The following is a 19,388-nucleotide window of genomic DNA, read 5'->3' on the forward strand; positions in this document are numbered from 1 at the left end:
GTGTGGTCCGTCACGGCTTGGGGGTCAGCCACAGGCGCTGTCCATTCACTTCCGGGGCGGGCTTCTCCCAGACTCCGGCGATGGCGTCCGCCAGTTCCGTCACGTCGGTGAAGCCCGCGAACTTCGCATTCGGGCGCTCGGCGCGCATCGCGTCGTGCACCAGTGCCTTGATCACCAGGATGGCAGCGGCGGTGCGCGGACCGTCCTCGCCCCCCGCCTTGCGGAAGGCGTCGCCGAGCGCGAGCGTCCACGCCTCGGCGGCGGCCTTGGCGGCGGCGTACGCGGCGTTCCCGGCGGTCGGCTTGGTGGCGCCGGCGGCGCTGATCAGCAGGTAGCGGCCGTTGTCGCTGCGCTGGAGGCCCGCCTGGAAGGCGAGCGAGGTGTGCTGGACGGTGCGGATCAGCAGCTTCTCGAGCAGTTCCCAGTCGGCGAGGTCGGTCTCCGCGAAGGTCGCGGAGCCGCGCCAGCCGCCCACCAGGTGGACCATGCCGTCGATCCGGCCGAACTCCTTCTCGGTCTTCTCCGCCCAGGCCCGGGTGGCGTCGAGGTCGAGCAGGTCGACGGTCTCGCCGATGACGGTGGCGCCGCCGTGCGCGTACCGGGCGGCGTCGACGGCCTCGGCGAGGCGGGCCACGTCGGCGTCCGCGCCCACGACGGTGGCGCCCGCTTCGGCGAGCCTCAGCAGGGTGGCGCGGCCCGCCGGGCCGGCCGCTCCGGCCACGGCGATGACGGCTCCGTCCAAGGGGCCCTCGGGGGGGTTGGTCGCGTTCATGTCGGTCGCCTCCTGGGCGCGGGGGCTCACGCGGCCACCCGCTCGGCGCCCGCCGCGGTGATCCCCTTGGTCGAGGCGATCACTGACTTGAGCTTCTTGGAAAGCGCCTCATAGAACATGCTGAGCGGAAACTCGTCCGGAAGCACGTCGTCGACCAGCTTCCGCGGCGGCAGCGACAGGTCCAGCGCGTCGGGGCCCTTGGCCCAGCGCGATCCCGGGTGCGGGGCCAGGTACGTCGACACCAGGTCGTACGCGGCGAACCAGTGCACCAGCTTCGGGCGGTCGATGCCCGCGCGGTACAGGTCCTCGATCTCGGCGCAGAGCTGGTTGGTGACCTGCGGGGCCCGCTCCCAGTCGATCTTCAGGGTGTTGTCGGTCCAGCGCACCACGTCGTGCTTGTGCAGGTACGCGAAGAGGAGCTGGCCGCCGAGTCCGTCGTAGTTGCGGACGCGCTCGCCGGTGACGGGGAAGCGGAACATGCGGTCGAAGAGCACGGCGAACTGCACGTCGCGGCCCTGCGGGACGCCGTCGGCCTCCAGCTTCACGGCCTCCTTGAAGGCGGTGAGGTCGCAGCGCAGCTCTTCGAGGCCGTACATCCAGAACGGCTGGCGCTGCTTGATCATGAAGGGGTCGAACGGCAGGTCGCCGTGGCTGTGCGTGCGGTCGTGGACCATGTCCCAGAGCACGAAGGCCTGCTGGCAGCGGTCCTGGTCGGCGACCAGCGCGCGGATGTCGTCGGGCAGGTCGACGCCGAGGATGTCGACGGCGGCCTCGGTGACGCGGCGGAAGCGGGCCGCCTCGCGGTCGCAGAAGATGCCGCCCCAGGTGAACCGTTCCGGCGCCTGGCGCACGGCGATCGTCTCGGGGAAGAGGACCGCGGAGTTGGTGTCGTAGCCCGAGGTGAAGTCCTCGAAGGTGATGCCGCAGAACAGCGGGTTGTCGTAGCGGGTGCGCTCCAGTTCGGCCAGCCACTCGGGCCACACCATGCGCAGCACGACCGCTTCGAGGTTGCGGTCGGGGTTGCCGTTCTGGGTGTACATCGGGAAGACGACGAGGTGCTGGAGGCCGTCGGCGCGCGACTGGGCGGGCTGGAAGGCCAGCAGGGAGTCCAGGAAGTCCGGTACGTCGTACCCGGACGCGGCCCAGGCGCGCAGGTCGGCGACCAGGGCGCGGTGGTAGGCGGCGTCGTGCGGCAGCAGCGGGGAGAGCTCCTCGACCCCGGTGATCACCCGCTCCACGGCGGCGTCCACGGCGGTACGGGCCGGGGCACCCTCGGCGTCCAGGTCGACGGAGCCGTCGGGGCTCTGCCAGGGGCGGATCTCCTCGACCGCGGCCCTGAGCGCGCCCCAGGCCGGGTGGTCGACCACTCGCGAGGCCTCGGCTATGCCTTCACCAGCAATGTCCTGCACCAACATCTGCGTCATGTCACTTCCTCCACGGGAGAACCTCGCGTCAAGAAACCGTATCCACGCGAGGTTCTTCCGCACAAGAGGAGCCGGGATAAATTATCCTGCGCAACCCCCCAGATCACCGGAATTCTTCCTGTCGTACCGTCCTGCGGCGGCGATGGCTCCCGTCCCGCGGGTCGGCCTCCGGGGCCGTCCGGTTCTCGCGCGCCCGTGGGCGGACGGGGCGCACGGCGCGGGAGCTCCGGTGCTGGAGCATCCGCTCGTGCTGCGCGTCCGGCTGGGCTGCCCCGCGGAACCGGAGCCGGCCCGGGCGGTGCTGGAGGACCCGGACCGGTCGGGCCCGCCGGACGCCCGGAGCGGGACGGGCCCGCCGGACGCCGGCGGTCAACCTCTGTCCGGCACGACCTCGGACGGGTGATGTGGCGCGGTCCCGGCCACGAGCGGGGGTAGGACGGACGCACCCTGTCCTCCTCGCCGTCCGCGCGCGCTGTGCGCCGGTCGCGCGGAGGTCACTTCCCGATGTGCCTGGAGCCGTCCCCCATGAGCATGCGCGCCGTCCTTCTCGCCGCCGTCGTCACCGGTCTTCTGCTGGGCATCGCGAACGCCCCGGCGGAAGACTCCGGTTCCTCGCGCCGGACGGGTTCCGTCGCGGAGGCAGGCCGCTAATCTCGCTGTGAGTTCCGAGCCCGGCGCTCCGGGCTCTGTGCCGCCGTCGACGGAAGCGAGATCGCCGTGTCCTTCCTCACCATCGGTCATCGCGGAGTCATGGGTGTCGAGCCCGAGAACACCCTGAGCTCCTTCCTCCACGCCCAGCGGGCGGGCATGGACGTCATCGAACTCGACCTGCACCTGAGCAAGGACGGCGCGCTCGTCGTCCTGCACGACGCCGACGTCGACCGCACCACGGACGGCCACGGCCCGGTCGCCGCCCTGTCGCTCGCCGAACTGCGCGCCCTGAACGCGGGCGACGGCGAGCGCATCCCGCTCTTCGAGGAGGTGCTCGACGCGGTCTCCGCGCCGATCCAGGCGGAGATCAAGGACGTGTCCGTCGCCCGGACGCTCGCCGAGGTGATGCTGCGGCGCGAGCTGGTGGAGCGCGTGGAGGTGCTGTCGTTCCACGACGAGGCGCTGACGCGGATCGCGGCGCTGGTGCCCGGGGTGCGGACGGCGCTGGTCGCCGAGTTCTACGGCCCCGAGGTGGTGGACCGGGCGGTGGCCGCGGGGGCGGCGGCCGTGGTGCTCGACCTGCAGCGGCTCACCCTGGAGACCGTGCGGCGGGCGCACGGGCAGAAGCTGCGCGTCATCGGCTGGGTGGTGAACACCACGGAGGAACTGCGGCTCGCCCACGCGCTGGAGCTGGACGGGGTGACCACGGACTTCCCCGAGATCCGCAGGACCGGCCGCTTCATGGCGTGAGCGCGGGTCCGCCCGGCCCCGGAGGCCCCTCAGAGCTCCTTGACCAGGAGTTCGAAGGCGAGGTCGTCGCGCCGCGGGATGCCGAAGCGCTCCTCGCCGTACGGGAAGGGGCTCATCCTCCCCGTACGGCGGTAGCCGCGGCGCTCGTACCAGGCGATCAGGTCGTTCCGTACGGAGATCACCGTCATGTGCATCTCCGTGGCGCCCCAGGTCTCCCGCACCTGCCGCTCCGCCTCAGCGATGATCCGCTTGCCGAGGCCGCCGCCCTGGTGCCCGGGGCGGACCGCGAACATCCCGAAGTACGCGGCCGGGCCCCGGTGTTCGAGCTGGCAGCACGCGACGAGTTCGCCGTCGCGCTCCACGGTGAGCAGACGGCTGCCGGGGGCGGTGATGACGGCGAGGACGCCCTCGGGATCGGTGCGCGGCCCTTCGATGAGGTCGGCCTCGGTGGTCCAGCCCGCGCGGCTGCTGTCGCCCCGGTACGCGGACTCGACGAGCGCGACGAGCGCCGGCGCGTCGCTCTCGGCGGCGTCGCGGAAGACGAGTTCCCCGGGGGCCGGGCGCGAAGTGGTGTCCATGGTGGGTGTGCCCCTCTGTTCTCTTGTCCGGTCCCGTGCGGTTCCACGTGACTGTGTTCAGGCTCCGTGCGGCTCCGTACGGCTCCCTGGGACGGCGATCCTGCTGACCCTAACGCCACCGCGCGCTCCCCCCGTGTGCCGTTGCGCGTGCGTGCGCCCCGGCCGTTGCGGGCATCGACTCCTCGACCTGTCGACATGTGGTGGTGGACCCGAACGGGGAGGTACGCCGTGCACGGACCGGCGATGTCCGGCTGGCTGCTGGTGGTGCTGTGCGGGGTGACGAGCGCCTACTGCCTGCTGCGGTCGCGCAGCGGCCCCCGACAGGAGCGCGGGGTGGCCCGCGGCGAGGCGCTGATGGGCGTGGGGATGGCCGTGATGGCGGTGCCCGCGGCCGTCTTCGCGCCGCCGCGGTGGAGCGGTCTGGTGTACGTCGCGGTGTTCGGCGCCGCTGCGCTGCGGGCGCTGTGGTGGGTGCGCGGCGGGGTCCGGGGCTCGCACCACGGGCACCACCTGATCGGCTCCGCCGCGATGGTCTACATGGCGGTGGCGATGACCCACCCGGCCGACGGCGGTGGCGGGCACGGCGCGCACGGGGCCCAGTCGGGTGGAGTGCCGCTGCTGACGGGCCTGTTGCTGGCGTACTACGTGGTGTACGTACTGCGCGTGGGGGCGCGGCTGATGCCGGTTCCGGCGGCGGCGTCCCCCGCGGGCGGAACGGTGTCCTGGGGAGCACGGCCGGAGCTGGCGCTCGCCTGCCGGTTGTCCATGGCCCTGGGCATGCTGACGATGCTGCTGACGCTGTGAACCGCGTGCCGCGCCGCCGAACGGGCCGCGCACGGCGGTGAGTCGTACGTCACTCCCCCACCGGGCCCGTACCCGGGGGTGGGCCCGCCCTCATAGGCTGGGGCCCATGATGGTCTCCCTGTCGCTGCTGCTGCTCGGCCTGCTGACCGCCGTGCTGGCCCCGCGTCTGCTCGCGGGCGCCCACTGGCGCGACCGGGAACCCGTGGTCGCGCTGTGGATGTGGCAGTGCGTGGTGGGGGCGGTGCTGCTGTGCTTCGCGCTGGCCATGACGTTCAGCGCCGCCGCGGCCTGGCAGTTGGTGCGCGGGCACGTCTTCGCGTCGGCGCCGCGCGGGGTCGTCGAGGCGTACGCGCTGGGCGCGTACGGTCCGTGGTCGGCGGTGCTCGCGGTGGTGCTGGCCGGCTGCGGCGTGTGGACCGGCGCGATGCTGGTCCGGGAGATCCACCGGGCGCGGACGCGGCGCCGGCAGCACCGGGCTGAGCTGCTGGTACGGGCTCCGGCGCTGCCCGGCGAGGAGTCCGGCGGCCGTCTGGTCGTCCTGGAGGGCGAGCGTCCGGACGTGCGGTGGCTGCCCGGCGCCCGGCCCCGGCTGGTCATCACCACGGCGGCCCTGCGCCGCCTGGAGGGCCGCCAACTGGACGCGGTGGTGGCACACGAGCAGGGGCACGCCCGGGCCCGGCACGACTGGCTGCTGCACTGCTCGTCGGCGCTGGCGAACGGCTTCCCGCAGATCCCGGTGTTCGCGGCGTTCCGCGACGAGATGCACCGGCTGGTGGAGCTGGCCGCCGACGACATGGCCTCCCGCCGCTTCGGCCGTCTGACGACGGCGCTGGCGCTGGTGGAGCTGAACGAGGACCGGGGCGTGTTCGGGCCCGCCTCCGCGCCGGACGCGGGCCTCCCGCAGCGGGTGAACCGGCTGCTGGCCCCGGTGCCCCGGCTCTCCCCGGGACAGCGGCTGCGGCTGACGGCGACGTCGGCGCTGGTGCCGGCGGTGCCGCTGGTGGTCGCCTTCATACCGGGGCTGCGGGCGCTGGGATAGCGACTTCGGCCGGTGAATCGGCGTGCTGATGGGGCGTGATCGGCCGCATGTCGGCAAGGATCCCCCCATGTCGTCACCTCCCGGTCCCCCCGCGCCGCCCCCTCCCCCCGGTTCGCCGCCGCCGCCCGGTCTCCCTTCGCCGCCGCCTTCCGGCGCCCCCGCGGCGTCGCGCGCGCCGGTGTTCGTCGCGGGCGCCGTGCTGACTGCCGCGTCCGCCGTGCTGCTCGTGCTGGTGGCCGTCTCCTGGGGGCCGCTGGTCTCCCTCGACCGCGGCATCGCGGACGGTCTGCACCGCTGGGCGGTCGGCGACCCCGCGACGACCGGGGTCATGCGGGTGCTGTCCGACTGGGTGTGGGACCCGTGGGCGATGCGTGCGGTGATCGCGGTGCTCTTCTGCTGGCTGCTGGCGCACGGGGAGCGCACGCTCGCCGTGTGGATCGCGGTGACCAGTGCGGTGGCCGCGTTCGTGCAGCAGGCGCTCAAGGCCGCTGTCGGCCGGGAGCGCCCGGTGTGGTCCGATCCGGTCGACACCGCTCACTACGCCGCCTTCCCCTCCGGTCACGCGATGACGGCGACGGTCACGTTCGGTCTGCTGCTGTGGCTGCTGGCGCGGTTCACGGCCTCGCGGGTGGCGCTGGCGGCGCTGCTGGTGCTCGCGGCGGTGTCGGTGCTGGGGGTCGGGTTCACCCGTGTCTACCTGGGGGTGCACTGGTTCACCGACGTGCTGGGCGGCTGGCTGCTCGGCGCGGCGGTCGCGCTGACGGCGGCCGGCCTGCACGCGCGGCGGGAGGCGCGGCGGTCGCGCTGACGGCGGCCGGCCTGCACGCGCGCCGGGAGGCGCGGCGGGCACGACCTCGGCCCTGACGGCCCGGACGTGGTGCGCGGACATGGCGCTGCCCGCCTCGGACGATCCCCCGCGTCGCCCGAGGCGGGCAGCTGTTCCGCGCCCACCCGGTGAGGGGTGCGCACGAACCGCGATGAGTATATTGGCTCGGAGCCAGTCAACGCAGGAGTTAACAGGATGTCCCCGCGCAGCGCATCGGTCAACGAGGAACTGCGCAGACGTTCGCGCGAACGGATTCTGCGGGCGACCGTGGAACTGGTCGGCGAGCGCGGTTACGAGGCCACCACGCTCGGCGCCATCGCCGACCGGGCCGGCTCCGCGCGGGGTCTGGTGTCGTACTACTTCCCCGGCAAGCGGCAGTTGCTCCAGTCCGCGGTGCACCGGCTGATGCACCTGACGGTCCGGGCGGCCGTCGAGCGCGCACCGGAACCGGCGGACGGCCGCGAGGTCCTGGCGCGGGCGATGGACGCCGTGCTGGGGCTGGCGCTGGAGAACCCGGTGCTGATGCGCACGCACATGGCGGGCATCCTCCAGGCCGAGGGCTTCGTGCGGTGTCCCGAGCAGCAGCGGCTGGCCGAGGTGCTGCGGGGCGCGATGATCCGCTACGGGGTGCGTGATCCGGACAGTGAGTACCCGCTGCTGCGGGCGCTGTTGATGGGCGCGGTGTTCGCCCTGCTGCTGCCCGGCGCGCCGATGCCGCTGGTACGGCTGCGCGCGGAGCTGTTCCAGCGGTACGGGCTGGACTGGGAGCTCGGTGTGCCGCCGGACGGTGGCCCGCCCGGCGGCACGGAGGCCGGAACCACCGCGTGACCGCCGGGTGGTCAGAGGTAGTCGGGCTGCGTCTGCACGTTGAGTTCGCGCTGGTGGAACCACTTCGCCGGGTCGGTCCGACGGTCGTTGATCCTCAGGACGTCGAAGCCCTTGGCGATGTCGTTGGAGTAGACGTGGCCGTTGTAGTAGTACGCCGACCAGGAGCCGGCGGTGGAGAGGGTCGTCGTGGAGAGCGGGCCGCGCTCGAAGTAGCCGATCTCCCTCGGGTTCGAGGAGTCGGTGAAGTCCCAGAAGGAGACACCGCCCTGGTACCAGGCCTGGACCATGATGTCGCGGCCCGGAACGGGGATCAGTGAGCTGTTGTGGGCGACGCAGTTCTCGGTGTCGGCCTGGTGGCGCGGGATCTTGAAGTAGCTCTTGAAGGCGAGCCTGCGCTTGTCGCCGTGGCCCTTGATCTCGTAGATGCCGTTGGCGCCGCGCTTGGGGCCGACCTCCGCGTTGCAGGTGGCACCGCTGCCGCCGCCGAGCTCGTCGGTGAAGACGACCTTGTCGGCGCGCTCGTTGAAGGTCGCCGAGTGCCAGAACGCGAAGTTCACGTTGTCCTGGACGCGGTCGATGACCTTGGGCTTCTCCGGGTCCTTGATGGAGAAGAGGATGCCGTCGCCCATGCACGCGCCGGCCGCCAGGTCCTTCGAGGGGAGCACCGTGATGTCGTGGCAGCCGGTGGTCTCGGAGAGGTCCGGGTTGGCCGGGCCGCCGCCGGGGTTGCCGCCGCCGGGGAAGAGCACCGGGAAGTCGACGACCGCGGCCTTCTGGGGCGCCTTGCGGGGCACCTTGATGATCGAGATGCCGTCGTGCGGGGGCTGGCAGTCCGGGTACGCGGCGAGCGGCGCGTACGAGGAGACGTACACGTAGACGTTCTTGCGCTCGGGCACCAGGGTGTGGGTGTGCGAACCGCAGGCGGTCTCGACGGCGGCGACGTACTTCGGGTTCCGGATGTCGCTGATGTCGAAGATCTTCATGCCCTCCCAGGAGGACTTCTCCGTGGCGGGCTGCGTGGTGCTGGAGCACGAGTTGTCGCTGCGCGAGGAGTCCGTGGAGAGGAAGACCAGGTTCCCGGAGACGGAGATGTCGTTCTGCGATCCGGGGCACAGGACCTGGGTGACGGTCTTCGGCTTCTTCGGGTTGCTGATGTCGAAGATCCGGAAGCCGTCGTAGTTGCCCGCGAAGGCGTACTTGCCCTGGAAGGCGAGGTCCGTGTTGAGGCCCTTGAGGGCGTCTTTGGGGATGTTCGCCAGGTGCTCGACGTTCTTGCTGTGGACGATCTCGTCCACGCCGGGTGTCTCGCCGCTCCGGATGGCCTCGCGGACCTCTTCCTGCTGCGAGGCGGAGACGCCCTGCCGCTTGGCGGGGGTGTCGCCGGGCTCGGGGGTCGCGGCGGCGGGGCCCGCCGTGAGGAGCGCCGCGAGCAGGCCGGCCGCGGCTGCTGCCACGCCGATTCGTCTGCGTCTCGTGACGTGGGGATTGTTCAACGATGCCACTGCGTACTCCCTTGCTTCGGTTCGCAGTTGGACGGGTGCGGGACGTGCGAAGTATCTGCCTTCTCATGTACATCTCAACAGATGGCAACAGAGATGTAATGCAGTTCTCTGATCATCCGTGTGCGGAAGCGTGCTAGACCGGTCACCAACTGCCCCGTGCGACTGAGGAGGTTGCCGTGCACACGCGTCGATTCGGCGGGCTTCGGTGCGGGTTGGCCGTGACGGCCCTGCTCGCGACCGGCGCCCTGCTCGCCCTGTCCGGCTGCGACGGGGCCCCGGAGGACGACAACCGGGCGAAGCCGCAGGGCGCGTCCTCGGTCGTCGCCCCGGGAAGGCCCGGCGAGCCCGCGCGCACCCTCAGCGCGGAGGAGGCACGCGAGGAGGCCCCCGGCGACAAGCCCAACTCGGCGGACTTCGCCTACACGGAGATGATGGTCGTCCACCACGGGCAGGCCCTGGTGATGACGGATCTCGTCCCGGCGCGCGCCTCGTCGGAGGGCGTCAAGCAGCTCGCGCTGCGCATCGCCGCGGCCCAGAAGCCGGAGATCGGGGCGATGAGGGCCTGGGAGACCCGCAACGGGGCGGACGAACGGCCGAAGACCCCGCACGACCACGCGTCCATGGCGGGCATGGCGACCCCGCAGCAGCTCGCCGCTCTGAAGGCCGCCGAGGGCAAGGCCTTCGACAGGCTGTTCCTGGAGCTGATGATCACGCACCACAAGGGGGCGCTGACCATGGCCGGTGAGGTCCTGTCGGACGGCAACGACGTGACGATCGAGGAGATGGCGACGGAACTGGTCGCCCAGCAGACGACCGAGATCAACCGGATGGCCCGGATGCTCAGGTCCGGCTGACGCCGGGGCCGGTCGACGCCCGGGCCACGGGCGCGCCCCGGCCGCGTCGGGCACGCCGCCCCGCCCCGCTCCCCGGCACCTTCCGGAACGCAGAGCCGTACGGCCCGCCCCCGCGGCGGCCCTCGCACGCTGCACGCCTCTGCCGCCGCGGCTCCCGCGGTGGGATGCTGGAAGCACCCTGCGGAAGGGAGCTCCGCCGTGCTTCGCGTCGCAGTCGTCGGTTCGGGGCCCAGCGGCCTCTACACGGCCCAGGCCCTCGTCCAGCAGTCCGCCGTGCCCGATGTGCGGGTGCACGTGCTGGACCGGCTGCCGTGCCCGTACGGACTCGTGCGGTACGGGGTCGCCCCCGACCACGAGAAGATCAAGTCCCTGCAGGGGTCGCTGCGCACGGTCCTGGAGCACGAGCGGATCACCTTCGTCGGCAACGTGGAGGCCTGCACGCCGCAACTGCCCGCGCGACGGCTGCGGGAGCTCTACCACGCGGTGGTGTACTGCGTCGGCGCGGCCGCCGACCGCAGGCTCGGGATACCGGGCGAGGACCTGACCGGCAGCTTCTCGGCCACCGAGTTCGTCTCCTGGTACAGCGCGCACCCGGACGCCGACCCGGGCGGCTTCGCGCTCGGAGTGCGTTCCGCCGTGGTGATCGGCGTCGGCAACGTGGCGGTGGACGTGGCGCGGATACTGGCGCGCGGGGCCGGTGAGCTGCTGCCCACGGACATGCCGCAGGGGGCCCTGGACCTGCTCGGGGGCTCCACCGTGCGCGAGGTGCACGTGGTGGGCCGCCGGGGCCCCTCGCAGGCGCGGTTCACCACCAAGGAGCTGCGGGAGCTGGGCGGCCTGCCGGACGCCTCGGTGTCCGTGGAGCCGTCGGAGCTGGAGCTCGACCCCGGCTACGGCGACCCGTCGGCGCTGCCCGGCGCCCTGCGCCGCAACGTGGAGGTGCTGCGCGGCTGGGCGCTGCGACCGCCCCCGGCGCGGGCGCGCTCGCTGCGGCTGCGCTTCCACCTGCGGCCGGTGGAGATCCTCGGGGAGGCGGGCCGGGTGGCCGCCGTACGGTTCGAGCGGACCGTGCCGGACGGCGCGGGCGGGGTGTGCGGCACGGGAACGCACGAGGACATCGAGGCGCAGTTGGTACTGCGCTCGGTGGGCTACCGGGGCGTGCCGCTGCCCGGCCTGCCCTTCGACGAGGGGAGGGGAACGGTGCCGCACGCGGGCGGACGGGTGCTGCGGGACGGGGTTCCCTCCGCCGGGGAGTACGTGGCCGGGTGGATCAAACGCGGTCCGACGGGCGTGATCGGAACGAACCGGCCGTGCGCCAAGGAGACGGCGGCCTCCCTCCTCGCGGACGCCGACGCCCTGACGCGCCGCACGCTGCCGGGCGACCCCTTGGACGCGCTGCGCGCGTCGGGGCTGCGGCCGGTGGAATGGCCCGGGTGGCTGGCGATCGAGGCGGCGGAGGCCGCGCTCGGGGCGTCCCTGGGGCGGCGCTCGGTGAAGCTCCACGACTGGGCGGGGCTCCTGGGGGCGGCGGGCGGCACCGGCACCTGAGCGTTCAGGCTCCGTCGCGCGCCTCCTGGAGGTCCGCGGCCTCCAGCACCGCCGCGAGCAGCCCCGGGAACAGCTCCTCCAGGTCGTCGCGGCGCAGTGCGCTCTTCTTCGCGGTGCCCCGGTAGACCTGCACGATGACGCCGCTCTCGCGCAGGACGCGGAAGTGGTGCGTGGTCGTCGACTTGGAGACGGGCAGCTCGAAGGCGGAGCAGGCCAGTTCGTCGTCGGTGCGGGCGAGGTCGCGGACGATGAGCAGCCGCATCGGGTCGGAGAGGGCGTGCAGCACGTTCTCCAGCCGCATCTCCGCGCGGTCGGGGTGCGCGAGTTCACGGCCGGCGTGCACTGCTGCGGTGGCCACGGTGGTCTCCTTCGGGGCGGCGTCGGCGACGGTTCCCGTCATTGTACGAGACCTCTCGTAGTTTGACAGATGCCGTACTACGATGGGTATCGTACAAGCAGCAACAGGCCCTTCACCGATACGGAGTTCGCCGTGAGCAGCAGCCTCTTCCAGCCCTTCACCCTGCGCGATGTGACCTTCCCCAACCGGATCTGGATGGCCCCGATGTGCCAGTACAGCGCCGAGACGTCCGGCCCGGACGCCGGCGTGGCGAACGACTGGCACTTCGCCCACTACGCGGCCCGCGCCACCGGCGGCACGGGCCTGGTCCTGGTCGAGGCGACCGCCGTGTCACCGGAGGGGCGCATCAGCCCGGCCGACCTGGGCCTGTGGAACGACGCCCAGAAGGACGCCTTCCGGCGGATCACCGGCTTCCTCACGGCGCACGGCACCGTGCCCGGCATCCAGCTCGCCCACGCGGGCCGCAAGGCCTCGACCGACCGCCCGTGGCGGGGCGGCGGGCCGGTGGGCGCGGAGACGGAGGGCTGGCAGCCGGTGGGGCCGAGCCCGGTGCCGTTCAAGGACGGCCATCCCGTGCCGACCGAGCTGACGGCCGAGCAGATCCGGGAGATCGTGGGGCAGTTCGCCGACGCCGCGCGGCGGGCCCTGGAGGCGGGCTTCCAGGTCGCCGAGGTGCACGGCGCGCACGGCTACCTGATCGGTGAGTTCCTCTCCCCGCACTCCAACAAGCGCACCGACGAGTACGGAGGATCGTTCGACAACCGGGTCCGGTTCGCCCTGGAGGTCGTGGACGCGGTGCGCGCCGTGTGGCCCGAGAACCTGCCGCTGTTCTTCCGCGTCTCGGCGACCGACTGGCTGGAGGCCGGCGGCTGGGACGCCGACGACACCGTTCGGTTCGCGCGGTTGCTCCAGGAGCACGGCGTGGACCTGCTGGACGTCTCGTCCGGCGGCAACGCCGCAACTGTCCGCATCCCGGTCGGCCCCGGCTACCAGGTGCCCTTCGCCGCCCGGGTCAAGGCGGAGACCACCCTGCCGGTGGCCGCGGTGGGCCTGATCACCGAACCCGCGCAGGCCGACAAGGTCCTCGCCAACGCGGAGGCCGACGCCGTCCTGCTCGGCCGGGAACTCCTGCGCGATCCGTCCTGGGCCCGCCGCGCGGCCCGGGAACTGGGCGGCGCGGTGGCCGCCCCGGACCAGTACGGCTGGGCGATCTGAGCGCCCTCAGGGCAGGTCGAACGGCTCCGTCGCACCGCTGAAGGGTTCGTCCGCCGCGCTGTTGCCGAAGTAGCGCAGCCGGTAGGCGCCCGCAGGGGTGTCCGCCGGGACGGTCCAGGTCACCGTCGCGGCGGACGTGCCACGGCCGGTGCGCGTCCAGCGGAAGGCGGTCGACCAGTCGCCGTCGTCGGCGACACGGGTCCAGGCGCCGTCGGCGGTGCGGCGTTCGACGGCGAGGTACGTGTCGCCCCTGCGCAGGTCGTTGGCGGGGTGGGCGGCCACGAAGGCGGCGGTCACCCGGTCGCCGACGCGGGCGAAGGAGAGCAGGTCGCCGTACGCCTGGCCGGGGGGCGGCCGGTCCGCGGGCGCGGCACGCCGCCGGGGGCGGGCCCTCGGCAGGGGCTCGGGCGTACCGGGGTCGGCCGGGCGGCCGTCGCGCATGGCGGCGGCGAGGGCGGCCGCCGTCTGGCAGAGCGCGGGGAGCTGCCAGCGGCCGAAGAGGGTGCTGCCGCCCTCGTACTCCTGGGCGTCGTACTCCTCGGGAGTGGTGACGTAGTGGAAGTAGCCGTTGCTGTAGCCCGCGACGAGGACGTCGGCGAGGTCCGCGCCGACGACGGCCGCCACGGTGCGGCGCAGGCGCAGCCCGGCCACGACGGTGACCTCTCCGGGAATGCCGATGAGGTACAGCCGGCCGATCCGCAGGAGCTGGACGGGCACGCGCTCCTGGACCATGGGGCGGAGCCTGTTGAGCGGCCCCGCGGGCAGGACCAGCGCCTTGGGGGCCTGGGCGTCGCGCAGGACCGGCGAGAGGGCGTACACGACACGTCGCGAGAGGGCGTCCCAGAGGGGGTTGCGGCCCTCGCGGAAGCCCGCGAAGCCCCTGCCGTCGGCCCAGGCCCCGGCGAGGGCCGCCGCACCGCCCACGGGAGCGCCCGTACGGTGCGCGCGGCCGTCTCCGGTGTACTGCGGGCCCACGTCGGCGCGGGAGAGGTCGAGGTGGGTGACGCGGTGGTCGAGGGGACCGGTGAGCGGGACGGCCTCCGCGATCAGCGCGGTGGCGGACTCCTGCTGGCGGGCGCCCGTGATGCGGGTGTTGTCGTACTCGTTCTCGGTGGGTCCGCTGCCGGGGCGCAGGTTGAGGTTGGGCGACATGTCGGCCGCGTTGGTCTGGGCGAAGGCGGTGATCAGCGCGGGCGGCTCGGGAGCGAGGTAGTCCGCGCCGCCGTCCAGGCGCTCCCAGGCGTAGGCGGCGTAGCCCTTGTTGTCGCTGCTGATCAGGGTGTTGGCGTTGGTCATGCTGGTGTTGTGGACCGGGAACCAGTGGACGGCGCCCACGGACGCGCCGCCCCGGGCGATGCGCAGCAGCGTGGTGTGCGGGTCGACGCCCTCGGGGAAGTGGGCGCGGTCGGCCTCGGGGTTGCGGTCGAAGGCGCGGCGGGAGCGGTTGGCGCTGGTGCCGTGGAGTTCGCCGTGGGCGAGGGAGAGTTCGGCGGGGGCGAGGTCGTCGAGGGCCGCGAGGGCGGCTTCGGTGATGCCGTCGACGACGGCCGTGTACGTCTTGGGGCGGAAACCGCCGGTGTTGCTGTTGTACAGCGCGTGGTGGAAGTAGCCGCCGGGGCCGCAGTGGGTGTGGGTGGCGGTGAGCATGACGTTGGACTCGGTCCACTCGGGCGGCAGTCTGCGCACGACCTCCCGGACGATCCCGCCGGACATCAGCGGGAGTTCGCACACCACCAGCAGGACGCGTCTGTCGCCGGGGCCGGCGCCCTCGGCGAAGGCGAAGGCCCGCGCGCGCAGGCGGGTGTGCAGCCCGGTGGTCTGCTGGCCGGCCTTTCCGTAGCCGAGCATGCCGCACTCGGCGGCCTCCCCGGTGATGTCGGAGATGCCCCGGCCGGCCAGGTGGGTCATGGACGCTCGCTCTCGGGAAGTGCGTGGTCGGGTACGGAGGCCGCTTTCCCCGGACGGTCGGGGGCGGGGGCCGCTTTCCCCGGATGGTCGGGGGCGGGAGCCGCCTTCGCCGCGTCGTCGGGTACGGGGGCCGCTCCCCCGGCGTCGGAGGTGCGCGCCGCTCTGCGCAGGAGGAGTCCGGCGACGGCGGCGGCGAAGAACATCAGCACCCCGTACGTGGCTCCGGGCACGGCCATCTCGGTGTTGCGCAGAATGCCCATGGCGATGGTGATGGCCAGGGTGGTGTTGTGCAGCCCGATCTCCATGCAGGAGGCGATCGCCTGGCCGCGCTCCACCCGGCACAGGCGCGGCACCCAGTACCCGACGGCGAGGCTGAGCACCAGCAGGGCGACGGCGACGGGTCCGGTGGAGCGCAGGTAGTCGAGGAGGTTCGCGCGCTCCTGGAGGGCGGCGCCGAGGATGATCGCCACCAGGATGACCACCGAGGCGATCTTCACCGGCCGGTCCATGCGCCGCGCGAAGGCCCCGGCACGCGCGCGCACGCACATGCCGACGACCACGGGGACCAGGACGACGGCGAACACCTGGAGGGTCTTGGCGAACTGGAGGCCGAGCTCCGTGCCCTCACCGAGGAAGTGCCGCGCCGAGAGGTTGAACACCAGGGGCAGGGTGACGACGGAGATCACCGAGTTGACGGCGGTCAGCGTGACGTTGAGGGCGACGTCACCGCCGTAGAGGTGGCTGAAGAGGTTGGCCGCGGTGCCGCCGGGCGAGGCGACGACCAGCATCATGCCCACCGCCAGGACCGGCGGCAGCCCGAAGGCGTTCACCAGGCCGAAGCAGACCGCGGGCAGCAGGACCACCTGGCAGCCCAGGGCGACGAGGGTGGCCTTCGGGTGGGCCAGGACGCGGCGGAAGTCGGCGGGGGTGAGGCCGAGCCCGAGGCCCAGCATGATGACCGCGAGGGCGACCGGCAGGGCGACGGCGGCGAGATCCACGGGAGGACGGCCCGCTGCCCGGTCAGCCGGACAGGCCGGGCGCGGGGACGGCGGTGTGGTCCGCGGCGGTGACCTGGTCCAGGGTGGGGGACGTCATGGCTGACTCTCCTCGTCGGTCGGGTCGTGGTCGGACCGTCGGCCGGGGTGCGCTGCGGGCCGTCCGGGGCGTACCGGCTGGATGGTCGTCAAGCGGGGAGGCGCTGTCAAGGAGTTCGGCCGGAAACCCGGAAACCCGCGGAGCGCGGTGCGCACCGGGCCCGCGCGGAGGCCCCCCGCAATCCCGGCTTACCGCTCTGAACTGGGCGGACGCGGGATCCCGGGGCCATTGTCAGTGGTGGGGTGCAGACTGGCCGATACCTGGAGACAACGACGTCTGGGAGGTGTCGGCCATGTCCGACGTACTGCTCGCGGTAGGCACACGCAAGGGACTCTTCCTCGGCCGCAGGCGCGGCGGCGGGGAGTGGGAGTTCGACGGCCCGCACTTCAACGCGCAGGCCGTGTACTCGGTGGGGATCGACCGCGGCGGGGACCGCCCCCGGCTGCTGGTCGGCGGGGACAGCGCGCACTGGGGCCCCTCGGTCTTCCACTCCGACGACCTGGGAAGGACGTGGACCGAGCCGGACGAACCGGCGGTGAAGTTCCCGAAGGACACCGGCACTTCGCTGGAGCGGGTCTGGCAACTGCATCCGGCGGGGCCCGCCGCCCCGGGGGTGGTCTACGCGGGGACGGAGCCCGCCGCGCTGTACCGGTCGGCGGACCGGGGCGAGACCTTCGAACTCGTACGGCCGCTGTGGGAGCACCCGACGCGCGCGCAGTGGGTGCCCGGCGGGGGCGGCGAGGCCGTGCACACCGTGGTCACGGACCCGCGGGACGCGGACCTGGTGACGGTGGCGGTGTCCACGGCAGGGGTGTTCCGCACCCGGGACGGCGGGGCGAGCTGGGCGCCGTCCAACAAGGGGGTGTCGGCGGTCTTCCTGCCGGACCCGAACCCGGAGTTCGGGCAGTGCGTGCACAAGATCGCCCAGGACGCGGCCGATCCGGACCGGCTATATCTGCAGAACCACTGGGGTGTGTTCCGCAGCGACGACGCCGGGGCCAACTGGTCGGACATCGGCGAGGGGCTGCCGTCCACGTTCGGGTTCGCGGTGGCCGCGCACCCGCACCGGGGGGACACCGCGTACGTCTTCCCCATCACCGCGGACTCCGACCGGGTGCCCGCGGACCGCAGGTGCCGGGTCTACCGGACCCGGGACGCGGGCAAGAGCTGGGAGCCGCTGACGGCGGGCCTGCCGCAGGAGGAGCACTTCGGCACGGTGCTGCGCGACGCCCTCTGCACGGACGACAACGCGCCCGCCGCCGGGGTGTACTTCGGCAACCGCAACGGTGAGGTGTTCGCGAGCGACGACGACGGGGACAACTGGCGGCAGCTCGCCTCACACCTGCCGGACGTGCTGTGCGTGCGGGCGGCGGTGATCGGCTGAAGGGGACGACAAGCCGGGAGCCCGGGCCGGCGGCGGGAGCGCGGGGGCCGTTGTCGGACTGGCCCAGTAGAGTGACGCGCTGTGGCAGCAAGATCATTGAAAGAGAGCGTCGAGCCCGGCTGGGCGGACGCGCTGGAGCCCGTGGCCGGACAGATCGCCGCGATGGGCGACTTCCTGCGCGCGGAGGTCGCCGCGGGACGCCGTTACGTCCCGGCGGGACCCGACATCCTGCGGGCGTTCCAGCAGCCGTTCGACGAGGTACGGGTGCTGATCGTGGGTCAGGACCCGTATCCGACACCGGGGCACGCGGTGGGGCTGAGCTTCTCGGTCGCGCCCGACGTCCGCCCGGTGCCGCCGAGCCTGGACAACATCTTCTGGGAGATGCACACCGACCTCGGACATCCCCGCCCGTCCAACGGGGACCTCACCCCCTGGACGCGGCAGGGGGTGCTCCTGCTCAACAGGGCGCTCACCACCGCGCCCCGCAGGCCCAACGCCCATCAGGGAAAGGGCTGGGAGCAGGTCACCGAGCAGGCCATCACAGCGCTGGCGGCGCGCGGCAAGCCGCTGGTGGCGGTGTTGTGGGGCAGCAACGCGCGCAGCCTCAAGCGGCTGCTGGGCAGCGTGCCCGTGGTCGAGTCGGTGCACCCGTCGCCCCGGTCGGCGGACAACGGGTTCTTCGGTTCGCGGCCGTTCAGCCGGACCAACGAACTGCTCGCCCAGCAGGGGGCCGCTCCGATCGACTGGAAGCTGCCGTAGCAGAGGGGCGTCATGGGGTCCGGTGAGAGGTACGCGCTCGGGGTCGACTCGGGCGGCTCCGGTGTGCGCGTCGCGCTCGCACCCGTACGGGACGACGGGAGGACGGTGACGCACGCGTCGCCGCCCGTGGTGTCGGGCGTGCCCGTGCCCACCGGGCCCGGCGGGCTCGACGCCGACGCCCTGGCCGGGCATCTGGTGCCCGCCGCCCGGGAGTTGCTGGCACGCGTGGGCGGCGGCCGCCTGGCGGCGGTCTGCGTCGGCGCGGCCGGACTGGCGACCCTGGGCGACCAGGTGCGGGCGCGGCTGCCCGGGGTGCTGGCGCAGGAGTTCGGGGTGCGGCGGGTGGCACTCGCCGCCGACGCGGTGACCGCATACGCGGGAGCACTGGGGCAGCGGCCGGGGGCGGTCCTCGCCGCGGGCACCGGGCTCATCGGCGTGGGCACCGATCTCACCGCGTGGCGGCGGGCCGACGGCTGGGGCCACCTGCTGGGCGACTGCGGCGGCGGGGCGTGGATCGGCCGGGCCGGGCTGGAGGCGGCGATGCGCGCGCACGACGGCCGCGCGGGTGGTTCCGCCGCGCTGCTGCGGCGGCTGGAGGCGGTGTTCGGGCCGCCGGGCGAGCTGCCGGGACTGCTCTATCCGCGGACCGACCGCCCGGCGGTCCTCGCGTCGTTCGCGCCGGAGGTCGCCGCGTGCGCCGCCGAGGGGGACCCGGTGGCCGCGGGGGTGATGGCGGAGGCGGCCGGGCACATCGCCGTGACGGCGGCCGCGGTGTGCCCACGGCCCGTCGCCGGGGTGGTGCCCGAGGTCGCGTTCACCGGCGGGCTGCTGCGACTGGGCGCGCCCCTCCTCGTACCGCTGTACGAACGGTTCGCACGGGCGCTGCCGTACGCGCGGCGGGCGGAGGCGCTGGGGAGCCCGCTCGACGGTGCGCTGCTGATCGGCGTCGCGCTCGCCGCCGACCGCCTGGCATTTCCGTACGATCCACGCATGTTGCACGTATCCGGACAGTGAAACTGTTGAATTCGCGTGCATTCGCCGTCATTCCCTGGATAAAACGGGACAGATACCTCTCGAATACACCCTCCCCGAA

20 protein-coding genes are annotated in these 19,388 nt (G+C 73.1%); 13 read left to right on the plus strand and 7 right to left on the minus strand.

Translation table 11 applies throughout. The annotated features are described in order from the left end of the window. Window positions 1-10: 10 nt before the first annotated feature. Together ACIP93_RS29010 and ACIP93_RS29015 are read right to left on the minus strand one after the other, a co-directional pair. A complete protein-coding gene (locus ACIP93_RS29010; RefSeq protein ID WP_401763286.1) occupies window positions 11-772 on the minus strand; it encodes an SDR family NAD(P)-dependent oxidoreductase in 762 nt (253 codons plus the stop codon). Window positions 773-798: 26 nt separating this feature from the next. Next, entirely contained in the window at window positions 799-2,196 is a 1,398-nt protein-coding gene (locus ACIP93_RS29015) for a DUF6421 family protein (RefSeq protein ID WP_401763289.1), read from the minus strand. 229 nt (window positions 2,197-2,425) lie between these two features. On the opposite strand from ACIP93_RS29015, the gene ACIP93_RS29020 reads away from it, so the two are divergent. The 3 genes from ACIP93_RS29020 to ACIP93_RS29030 all read left to right on the plus strand — a co-directional run bounded on the left by ACIP93_RS29020 (window position 2,426) and on the right by ACIP93_RS29030 (window position 3,597). Beyond that, window positions 2,426-2,599, plus strand: a complete 174-nt coding sequence (locus tag ACIP93_RS29020; RefSeq protein WP_345225491.1) for a hypothetical protein — start codon at window positions 2,426-2,428, stop codon at window positions 2,597-2,599. A 122-nt stretch (window positions 2,600-2,721) separates the two neighbouring features. Further along, entirely contained in the window at window positions 2,722-2,847 is a 126-nt protein-coding gene (locus tag ACIP93_RS29025; RefSeq protein WP_345225489.1) for a hypothetical protein, read from the plus strand. 66 nt (window positions 2,848-2,913) lie between these two features. After that, on the plus strand, window positions 2,914-3,597 hold the full coding sequence (locus ACIP93_RS29030) for a glycerophosphodiester phosphodiesterase (RefSeq protein ID WP_401763293.1): 684 nt from the start codon (window positions 2,914-2,916) through the stop codon (window positions 3,595-3,597). Window positions 3,598-3,626: 29 nt separating this feature from the next. On the opposite strand, the gene ACIP93_RS29035 is transcribed toward ACIP93_RS29030, so the two are convergent. Then, window positions 3,627-4,175: a GNAT family N-acetyltransferase gene (locus tag ACIP93_RS29035; RefSeq protein WP_345225485.1), complete on the minus strand. Its 549-nt coding sequence runs from the start codon at window positions 4,173-4,175 to the stop codon at window positions 3,627-3,629. Between the two features lie 228 nt (window positions 4,176-4,403). On the opposite strand from ACIP93_RS29035, the gene ACIP93_RS29040 reads away from it, so the two are divergent. The 4 genes from ACIP93_RS29040 (at window position 4,404) to ACIP93_RS29055 (ending at window position 7,672) form a co-directional block, all read left to right on the plus strand. After that, window positions 4,404-4,979 (plus strand): DUF5134 domain-containing protein, encoded by a 576-nt coding sequence (locus ACIP93_RS29040; RefSeq protein ID WP_401763297.1) that lies wholly within the window; start codon window positions 4,404-4,406, stop codon window positions 4,977-4,979. Window positions 4,980-5,085: 106 nt separating this feature from the next. Beyond that, window positions 5,086-6,018, plus strand: a complete 933-nt coding sequence (locus ACIP93_RS29045; RefSeq protein ID WP_345225481.1) for a M56 family metallopeptidase — start codon at window positions 5,086-5,088, stop codon at window positions 6,016-6,018. 67 nt (window positions 6,019-6,085) lie between these two features. Continuing rightward, the gene (locus ACIP93_RS29050) at window positions 6,086-6,826 is read left to right on the plus strand and encodes a phosphatase PAP2 family protein (protein WP_401763301.1); all 741 of its coding nucleotides are present in this window, start codon (window positions 6,086-6,088) and stop codon (window positions 6,824-6,826) included. A gap of 213 nt (window positions 6,827-7,039) precedes the next feature. Then, window positions 7,040-7,672, plus strand: coding sequence for a helix-turn-helix domain-containing protein (locus ACIP93_RS29055; RefSeq protein ID WP_345225477.1), 633 nt, complete (start codon window positions 7,040-7,042; stop codon window positions 7,670-7,672). Window positions 7,673-7,683: 11 nt separating this feature from the next. Here the strand turns inward: ACIP93_RS29055 and ACIP93_RS29060 are convergent, their stop codons facing one another. Continuing rightward, window positions 7,684-9,174, minus strand: coding sequence for an LVIVD repeat-containing protein (locus tag ACIP93_RS29060; RefSeq protein WP_401763305.1), 1,491 nt, complete (start codon window positions 9,172-9,174; stop codon window positions 7,684-7,686). A gap of 176 nt (window positions 9,175-9,350) precedes the next feature. Here ACIP93_RS29060 and ACIP93_RS29065 point away from each other — a divergent pair, with 176 nt between their 5' ends. Further along, complete coding sequence (locus tag ACIP93_RS29065) at window positions 9,351-10,028, plus strand: DUF305 domain-containing protein (RefSeq protein WP_401763308.1); 678 nt, start codon at window positions 9,351-9,353, stop codon at window positions 10,026-10,028. Between the two features lie 198 nt (window positions 10,029-10,226). Continuing rightward, window positions 10,227-11,576, plus strand: coding sequence for an FAD-dependent oxidoreductase (locus tag ACIP93_RS29070; RefSeq protein WP_401763310.1), 1,350 nt, complete (start codon window positions 10,227-10,229; stop codon window positions 11,574-11,576). Window positions 11,577-11,580: 4 nt separating this feature from the next. On the opposite strand, the gene ACIP93_RS29075 is transcribed toward ACIP93_RS29070, so the two are convergent. Beyond that, the gene (locus ACIP93_RS29075) at window positions 11,581-11,976 is read right to left on the minus strand and encodes an ArsR/SmtB family transcription factor (RefSeq protein ID WP_380837602.1); all 396 of its coding nucleotides are present in this window, start codon (window positions 11,974-11,976) and stop codon (window positions 11,581-11,583) included. A 153-nt stretch (window positions 11,977-12,129) separates the two neighbouring features. Here ACIP93_RS29075 and ACIP93_RS29080 point away from each other — a divergent pair, with 153 nt between their 5' ends. Continuing rightward, a complete protein-coding gene (locus tag ACIP93_RS29080; protein WP_401763356.1) occupies window positions 12,130-13,149 on the plus strand; it encodes an NADH:flavin oxidoreductase/NADH oxidase in 1,020 nt (339 codons plus the stop codon). 6 nt (window positions 13,150-13,155) lie between these two features. Here ACIP93_RS29080 and ACIP93_RS29085 read toward each other — a convergent pair whose 3' ends face one another. Next, entirely contained in the window at window positions 13,156-15,057 is a 1,902-nt protein-coding gene (locus ACIP93_RS29085) for a neutral/alkaline non-lysosomal ceramidase N-terminal domain-containing protein (protein WP_401763313.1), read from the minus strand. Then, window positions 15,054-16,055, minus strand: a complete 1,002-nt coding sequence (locus tag ACIP93_RS29090; protein ID WP_401763315.1) for a bile acid:sodium symporter family protein — start codon at window positions 16,053-16,055, stop codon at window positions 15,054-15,056. The genes ACIP93_RS29085 and ACIP93_RS29090 overlap by 4 nt, the downstream gene beginning before the upstream one ends. Before the next feature lie 389 nt (window positions 16,056-16,444). Here ACIP93_RS29090 and ACIP93_RS29095 point away from each other — a divergent pair, with 389 nt between their 5' ends. The 3 genes from ACIP93_RS29095 to ACIP93_RS29105 all read left to right on the plus strand — a co-directional run bounded on the left by ACIP93_RS29095 (window position 16,445) and on the right by ACIP93_RS29105 (window position 19,309). After that, on the plus strand, window positions 16,445-17,536 hold the full coding sequence (locus ACIP93_RS29095; RefSeq protein WP_401763318.1) for a WD40/YVTN/BNR-like repeat-containing protein: 1,092 nt from the start codon (window positions 16,445-16,447) through the stop codon (window positions 17,534-17,536). An 81-nt stretch (window positions 17,537-17,617) separates the two neighbouring features. Continuing rightward, window positions 17,618-18,295, plus strand: a complete 678-nt coding sequence (locus ACIP93_RS29100; protein ID WP_345225461.1) for a uracil-DNA glycosylase — start codon at window positions 17,618-17,620, stop codon at window positions 18,293-18,295. Window positions 18,296-18,307: 12 nt separating this feature from the next. Further along, window positions 18,308-19,309, plus strand: a complete 1,002-nt coding sequence (locus ACIP93_RS29105; protein WP_401763322.1) for an N-acetylglucosamine kinase — start codon at window positions 18,308-18,310, stop codon at window positions 19,307-19,309. The last annotated feature ends 79 nt before the right edge of the window (window positions 19,310-19,388 follow it).

It is taken from the genome of Streptomyces sp. NPDC088745 (genome assembly GCF_044751045.1).
In the GTDB taxonomy this organism is placed as follows: Bacteria; Actinomycetota; Actinomycetes; order Streptomycetales; family Streptomycetaceae; genus Streptomyces; species Streptomyces cremeus.

Excerpts from the sequence above, each read along its gene's own strand:
- ACIP93_RS29105 (WP_401763322.1), top strand. The coding sequence starts at position 18,308 with ATGGGGTCCGGTGAGAGGTACGCGCTCGGGGTCGACTCGGGCGGCTCC.
- ACIP93_RS29075 (WP_380837602.1), bottom strand. The coding sequence starts at position 11,976 with ATGACGGGAACCGTCGCCGACGCCGCCCCGAAGGAGACCACCGTGGCC.
- ACIP93_RS29080 (WP_401763356.1), top strand. The coding sequence starts at position 12,130 with ATGGCCCCGATGTGCCAGTACAGCGCCGAGACGTCCGGCCCGGACGCC.
- ACIP93_RS29025 (WP_345225489.1), top strand. The coding sequence starts at position 2,722 with ATGAGCATGCGCGCCGTCCTTCTCGCCGCCGTCGTCACCGGTCTTCTG.
- ACIP93_RS29015 (WP_401763289.1), bottom strand. The coding sequence starts at position 2,196 with ATGACGCAGATGTTGGTGCAGGACATTGCTGGTGAAGGCATAGCCGAG.
- ACIP93_RS29085 (WP_401763313.1), bottom strand. The coding sequence starts at position 15,057 with ATGACCCACCTGGCCGGCCGGGGCATCTCCGACATCACCGGGGAGGCC.
- ACIP93_RS29055 (WP_345225477.1), top strand. The coding sequence starts at position 7,040 with ATGTCCCCGCGCAGCGCATCGGTCAACGAGGAACTGCGCAGACGTTCG.
- ACIP93_RS29035 (WP_345225485.1), bottom strand. The coding sequence starts at position 4,175 with ATGGACACCACTTCGCGCCCGGCCCCCGGGGAACTCGTCTTCCGCGAC.
- ACIP93_RS29095 (WP_401763318.1), top strand. The coding sequence starts at position 16,445 with ATGTCCGACGTACTGCTCGCGGTAGGCACACGCAAGGGACTCTTCCTC.
- ACIP93_RS29045 (WP_345225481.1), top strand. The coding sequence starts at position 5,086 with ATGATGGTCTCCCTGTCGCTGCTGCTGCTCGGCCTGCTGACCGCCGTG.
- ACIP93_RS29010 (WP_401763286.1), bottom strand. The coding sequence starts at position 772 with ATGAACGCGACCAACCCCCCCGAGGGCCCCTTGGACGGAGCCGTCATC.
- ACIP93_RS29050 (WP_401763301.1), top strand. The coding sequence starts at position 6,086 with ATGTCGTCACCTCCCGGTCCCCCCGCGCCGCCCCCTCCCCCCGGTTCG.